This window comes from Kitasatospora sp. NPDC056531 (assembly GCF_042794375.1).
Taxonomy (GTDB): domain Bacteria; phylum Actinomycetota; class Actinomycetes; order Streptomycetales; family Streptomycetaceae; genus Kitasatospora.
Window position 1 is genome coordinate 11,558 of sequence record NZ_JBHTTU010000106.1, and the last position, 5,638, is coordinate 17,195.

The 5,638-nt window shown below is 68.7% G+C and carries 9 protein-coding genes; 2 read left to right on the forward strand and 7 right to left on the reverse strand.

Annotated elements, in window-relative coordinates:
- From ACFQ87_RS39370 to ACFQ87_RS39395, 6 genes are all read right to left on the reverse strand, one after another.
- On the reverse strand, positions 1-342 hold a 342-nt coding region (locus ACFQ87_RS39370; protein WP_380615760.1), incomplete at its 3' end, for a hypothetical protein.
- Complete coding sequence (locus ACFQ87_RS39375) at positions 339-614, reverse strand: hypothetical protein (RefSeq protein ID WP_380615761.1); 276 nt, start codon at positions 612-614, stop codon at positions 339-341. The genes ACFQ87_RS39375 and ACFQ87_RS39370, both read right to left, overlap by 4 nt.
- 3 nt (positions 615-617) lie before the next feature.
- Positions 618-1,010, reverse strand: a complete 393-nt coding sequence (locus ACFQ87_RS39380; RefSeq protein ID WP_380615762.1) for a hypothetical protein — start codon at positions 1,008-1,010, stop codon at positions 618-620.
- A 44-nt stretch (positions 1,011-1,054) separates the two neighbouring features.
- On the reverse strand, positions 1,055-2,206 hold the full coding sequence (locus tag ACFQ87_RS39385; RefSeq protein WP_380615763.1) for a hypothetical protein: 1,152 nt from the start codon (positions 2,204-2,206) through the stop codon (positions 1,055-1,057).
- 48 nt (positions 2,207-2,254) lie between these two features.
- Complete coding sequence (locus ACFQ87_RS39390; protein ID WP_380615764.1) at positions 2,255-2,467, reverse strand: hypothetical protein; 213 nt, start codon at positions 2,465-2,467, stop codon at positions 2,255-2,257.
- A 20-nt stretch (positions 2,468-2,487) separates the two neighbouring features.
- Complete coding sequence (locus ACFQ87_RS39395) at positions 2,488-3,300, reverse strand: hypothetical protein (protein WP_380615765.1); 813 nt, start codon at positions 3,298-3,300, stop codon at positions 2,488-2,490.
- 285 nt (positions 3,301-3,585) lie between these two features.
- Here ACFQ87_RS39395 and ACFQ87_RS39400 point away from each other — a divergent pair, with 285 nt between their 5' ends.
- Positions 3,586-3,798: a hypothetical protein gene (locus tag ACFQ87_RS39400; protein ID WP_380615766.1), complete on the forward strand. Its 213-nt coding sequence runs from the start codon at positions 3,586-3,588 to the stop codon at positions 3,796-3,798.
- Between the two features lie 161 nt (positions 3,799-3,959).
- Positions 3,960-4,463, forward strand: coding sequence for an LURP-one-related/scramblase family protein (locus ACFQ87_RS39405; RefSeq protein WP_380615767.1), 504 nt, complete (start codon positions 3,960-3,962; stop codon positions 4,461-4,463).
- A gap of 63 nt (positions 4,464-4,526) precedes the next feature.
- Here the strand turns inward: ACFQ87_RS39405 and ACFQ87_RS39410 are convergent, their stop codons facing one another.
- Positions 4,527-5,579 carry a hypothetical protein gene (locus ACFQ87_RS39410; RefSeq protein WP_380615768.1) on the reverse strand — a complete coding sequence of 351 codons (1,053 nt, stop codon included), beginning with the start codon at positions 5,577-5,579 and terminating at the stop codon, positions 4,527-4,529.
- Positions 5,580-5,638 lie beyond the last annotated feature (59 nt).

A 5,638-nucleotide genomic window follows, 5' to 3' on the forward strand; every position in this document is an offset into this window, starting at 1 on the left:
CTCCTTCGCGTCCTTGTTGAACCGTAGGGCGGTGATCTGCCTGGCCAGGCTGATGGTGACGCCGGACACCACCGGGATGCCGGCCGCGGCCAGCAGCGGCGCCGCGGTGGAGACCAGCAGGCGCGAGGTCAGCGCCATGACCTCCAGGGCCTTCTTCTGCAACAGGCGCTTCGGCCCGATCAGCATCGCCTCGATGCCGATGGTCTTGGTGGTGGGCTGGGTGAGCTGGGAGAAGCGGCCACCTGCGATCCGCTCGACCCGGTAGCCCTCGCTGATCGTCATCGACTGCACGTAGAGCAGCGACACCGGGCCGACCAGCACCGGAACGTTCGTACCGTTCACAGCCGGCTCGTCAGCTCACGCTCGAACTCGCCGAAGACGTACGTCGCGACCTGCTGGACGTGGTCGTCGTTGAGCTCGCCGACCACCCGAACCTCCACCGGGAAGTGGAAGTTGACCACCGTCCCGCCGTCACCGGCGGGCGACAGCATCGCCTCGGCGGACGCCGCCGGGACGACGTACTCGCCCTCGTGCACCAGCGCAATCCCGGTTCGTTCGACCCGCCCGCCGCCGTCGAAGGCCGGGAGCGCGACCAGCTCGTCCTCATCGCTCACGGATCACGCCTCCAGCCCGACGGTGAGCGCCAGGCAGTTGAAGCTGGCCTGGGGCATGCCCTCGATAACGACGTTGCTGGGGCTGGCCGAGGTGACGATGCAGCGGGCGAACTTGATCGACTTGAAGGCCCAGTCGGTGCCCTTCTTCTCGGCCACCGCGATCGAGAACTCCTGCCCGTTGGTGGCCATTTCGGTCAGGTCCACGACGGCGGAGGCCACCGCTGGCACGCCCATGGTGAAGCTGAAGGTCATCGGCTGCCGGACGTACCCGACATTGTCCGCCTCGATGCTGTGGATCACGGTGTGGGGCACGTTGAACGTCGGGGTGAAGGTCGAGATCGGCGTGATGGTGATGTCGCCGAGCTTGACCTCCAGCCTGGTGTTCCAGTCGACCATGGGTGCTCTCCTCCTCTGTGTCCTGCTTCTCGGTCCGCCGCGAACTACTGGAACTTCAGCGCGATGTTGAGTCGGTGCAGCGCGGCGGCGTACTCGACCGAGACCACGGCCGCCACCACCCGCTGGGAGTGGGCGTTGTTGATCTGGGCCCCCTCCGAGGGCGTCAGGGTCGCCGGGTCCTTGTCCAGCAGGCGCAGCAGCGGCATGTCGATGGTGTACGAGTCGAGCACCTCGGCCTGCTGCAGGGGATCCAGCACCGACTCCATCTGCCCGATCAGGGCGCGCAGTCCGGACCTGCTGATCCGGAGGTTGCCGATCGTCTTGATCATCTGCGCCTTGAGCCGGAAGGAGACGTCGTCGACGGTGCGCACGATGTCGATGAACTTCTTCTTGCCCTGGGCTCCGTTGCCGGTGTACCCCTCGCCGAGGTAGACCCCCTGCCCGGGGATCAGCGACGGCGTGGTGAGCCAGTTGACGCCGAGGCCGGCCGGGCCCGAGGGGAGGGGGCCGGTCTCGACCTCCGTGCCGTTGAGGGTCTGGATCTCCGTCGGGGTGAACGGCGGGCTGGTGATCTTGACCTGCTTCAGCAGCATCGAGATGTGCGGGGGGTAGCCGGCGATCGTACCGGCCACCGCGGCGGCGGCGTCCTCGTCGCTCTTGTGCGCGATGTACACCATCCGGTCGCTGGCCAGCGCCCCGGAGACGATCGTCGGATCGGCGGACGCCTTGGTCAGCATGGCCACGCCCATCCGCTCCTTGCCATCACCGCCGGTCTGGGAGACCGAGTCCACATGGGCGGCCAGCTTCGCGATCGGTCCCGTGGTCGTCCCGGTGGCACCCGAGGTCGTGTCCAGCGGCAGGTTGGCGAGCACCACGAACTGGACGTCGAGGCCGGCCACCGCGGTGAGGGCCGCGTCGTAGTCCGGGTTGGTGGAGTCGACCCGCACGCCCCACACCGTACTGGGGCCCGGCGACTGCCTGAACGCGAGGCCGATCGACGTGCCGAGGTCACCGGGGGCCCGGCGGCCCGCCTCGCCCGGGTCGGTGAACTCGACCGGGACCCCGACCGTCGCGAGGTCGGCCGGAGGCGACGCGGGGGCGGTGACCTTGCCGATCACGGCGATGTCGCCGAACGCCCGGATGACCGGCGCGAACAGGTCGATCTGGGGGGTGACTCTGATGTATCTGACGGCCATCCGCCGCCTCCGTTCTATCGGGCCTGGCTCAGAAGGACTTCGGCCGTCTCAGTGGAACTTCGCCCGCAACTTCTCCTGCAGGGCGCGCAACTCGCTCGGGGACAGCTCCGCCGGCGCCGCCACGGCCTCGGGGGCCCCGGCCACCTCCGGCGATCCGGACGGCTCGGGTGCCGCGGACGGCTCGACGGCGCCCTGGGGTTCCTCCGGCCGTGCGTCGAGGGGCGAGGCGTCGGGCGCGGACATGTCGCCGGGGGCTGACATCGGGACTCCTCCGGTGGTGGCTAGGGTGTCGGGAAGAAGAGGCTGAGGACGTCCTCACGGGCGAACAGCTTCGTCACGTCGCCCGTGGTCGGATCGGACGCCGCTCCGGGCTTCGGCAGGACCACCGCCACGGCGTACGGTGCGTTGGCCTCGCCCAGGACGGACGGCCGGGCGGGACTCAGCAGATGACTCGTCGCCACGCGGAGTTCCTTGGCGACCCGCAGCCCCGCGACCAAGTCGAGGGAGTCCAGGATCAGGACGGCAACCGAGATATCGACGCCGTACGCATTCGCCGGATCGGCCGGATCGAATACCGGCGGCGCGCGCAGCCGGATCTCGGCAACCAGGTCTTGGTAGGCGTCACGGAGGTCCTCGACCGTCACCAGCCGATGACGTTTCATGAATTCATCGAGGCCGAGGAAAGGGACCTGGGCGCGGAAATCATCCAGCGTGCCGATGTTGTCGACCAGGTGCGTCACCATCGACTCCACACCACCCGGGTCGACCTCGGCGACCAGGTCGACCCGGATGCGGGCGAGGATGTCGACCCAGATCGGATCCCGGGCGACGGTGAGTCTCAGATCCGTCCGCGTGTGGCTCGGCACGATCCCGCTCAGATCACCGTCGACGCGCCGGGGCGGAAAGAACGGGACCTGGAGCGTGACGTCGCCGACCGTGACGTCCCGAATCCTGTCGATTCTGGCGAAATCGAGGTCGTTGACCGCGCCGACCAGCGTCTGAATTCCGGTGGTGTCGCCCTGCGGGGCGAGCGCGGACTTGAGGGTGTCGGCATTGCCCAGGGCGAGCAGAACCGTATCGGAAAACTTGACCACGCCCTCCCCTTTCTCCTGCCACCCGGGGCCGAGCGGACATTCGAGGACGGATCCAAGTTAAGCAGGGTCAAGGATGTGCACAAGCCATTTAATGACGGGTGTCGCGGCGCGCGAAAATTGGATTAATTCATCGTCATTTATGTGATGTCCCGCTATGCCAATATCGGCCGCGCCGGACCAGCCGTTCCCCCGTTACGCCGGAGAGCACCGGAGAACCGTCCGCACGACCCTCGAACGGACGCGCCCGACTCGCGGCCGTCCCTGTCGTGTGCTGCTGTGAAACACATGATCACTTCACCGCTGGCCCGCCTGGCCGTCCTGCTCACCGCCGCCCTCCTCGTCCTCGCCGCTTCCGCCCCCGCCTGGGCGCTCCCGCACGACGTCACCGCCGAGCAGTGCCAGGCGGCCGGCGGCACCGTGCAGGGCGGCGGCTACTGCGTGGGCGCCGTCGGTGAGGACGAGTGGGGGGCGGACATCGACGGGCAGGGCATCGCGTAGGACCGATGCCACCCTGCTCCACGTCACCGTGGTGTAGGGAGAATGTCGCGGACCGGTAAAAGCACCACCCCCTCCCCCTCCCCCTCGCTGACCAGCCGCTACGCTCTGGGCCGCGCCGGGCCGCAGGGCCGGCGGAGACGATCTACCACGGGGGAACCGCTGTGCGTTACCTGGTCCGCGACCGCATGTTCGCCTTCCACGAGGAGGCCTGGATCGAGACGGAGCACCGGGAGAAGCTCTACCGCGTCAACCGGAAGTTCTTCCGGCTGCGCCGCACCTTCGCCCTGGTCGACACCCGCGGCGAGCACGTCGCGAGCATCGTCCGCAAGGCCTTCACGATCCACCACACCCTGCTGATCAAGCAGGACGGCCAGCTGGCCGCCAAGATCAGCAAGAAGATGTTCAAGCTCTTCGGCGACCGCTTCAAGGTCCGCCTCCAGGACGGCCGCCGGCTGAAGGTCAACGGCAACCTCTGGGACCGCGAGTTCGACATCCAGCACGAGGGCACCACCCTGGCCCACATATCCCGCCGCTGGTTCACCGTCCGCGACGCCTACGCCGTGGACGTCCTCAACCAGCAGGACGCGCTCCTGCTGGTCATCCTCGCGGTCTGCGTCGACCACGTGCTCCAGGACGCCAAGGGCGACCAGCTCACCAACCTCTGAGCGATTGGAGCCCCCGGCCGGTGGCCGGGGGGCTCCAATCGACCAGGAGGCTCCAACAGCCGCCTACCGCCCCAGGATCGCCAGGTCCTCGGCGAGTTCGGCCAGCAGGGCGTCCAGCTTGGCCCGGTCGACCGAGGGCATCACGAAGACGTGCACGTAGCTGCGCCGGGTGGCCTCGTCGCCCGGGACCATCAGCACGTCCTGCGAGGACAGCGACCACTTGGCCACCAGCTCGGGGCTCGGCTTGCGGAACCGTACGGTGACGGCGCCCGGGGTGCGGGCCGGCCAGAGCTCGACGCCGAGCTCCCGCTCCATGGCGACCAGGCGCCGCTCCAGGTAGGCGGCCAGCTCCTGGGCCTCGCGGATCCGCTCCACCTGGTCCCGGTACGAGTAGCGGGACAGGTGGTCCCAGAGGATCAGCGGCGAGAAGCCGTTGCGGGAGCCGGCGAAGGTGGTGTCCGGCGCGCCGATGTAGTCCGGCTGGGACGGCGGCGAGATCTGGTACTTCACCTTGGTCATGTAGATGCCGCACGGCCACGGCGCACCGGCCCACTTGTGGCCGCTCATCGCGATCGAGGAGACCATGTCGACCTCGCCGTGCTCGGCGGTGGGCAGCCGCAGGCCGAAGTCGAACTCGGGCAGCTCCACCTCAGGGGTCCAGCCGTACTCCCCCGGCTCCCGGGCGGCCAGCCGCAGGAACGGCGCGTAGCCGGCGCCGAGCGCGCCGTCCACGTGGATCCAGAAGCCGCGGCGCAGGTCGACCAGCGGCTCCCCGGTCTTCGGGTCGGTGCCGTAGACCACCTCGCGCCGGACCAGGCCGTACCGCTCGAAGATCGGCAGCAGCCGCTCGCAGACCTCGCGGACGTTGTCGTGGGCGCCCTTGAAGGTGCTGCCGAGGTTGAGGTTGACGAAGATCGGGTGACCCTTGGCGGCGAAGAACTCGACCAGCTCGGCGAGGGCGTCGACGTCTATCTCCCCGGGCCCGTCCCAGGACAGCCCGGACGGGCCCGGGCGGGACGGGACCTCGGTGGGCCAACTGCGCAGGCCGGTCACCGGGTCGGTCAGCGGGCACTCGTCGGCGTACTTCTCCAGGCCGACGGCGTGGAAGGTCTCCACGCCCAGGACGGCGACGGCCTTGGATCAAGAGTAGTAGGTATCCCAGTAGTAGAAACCCA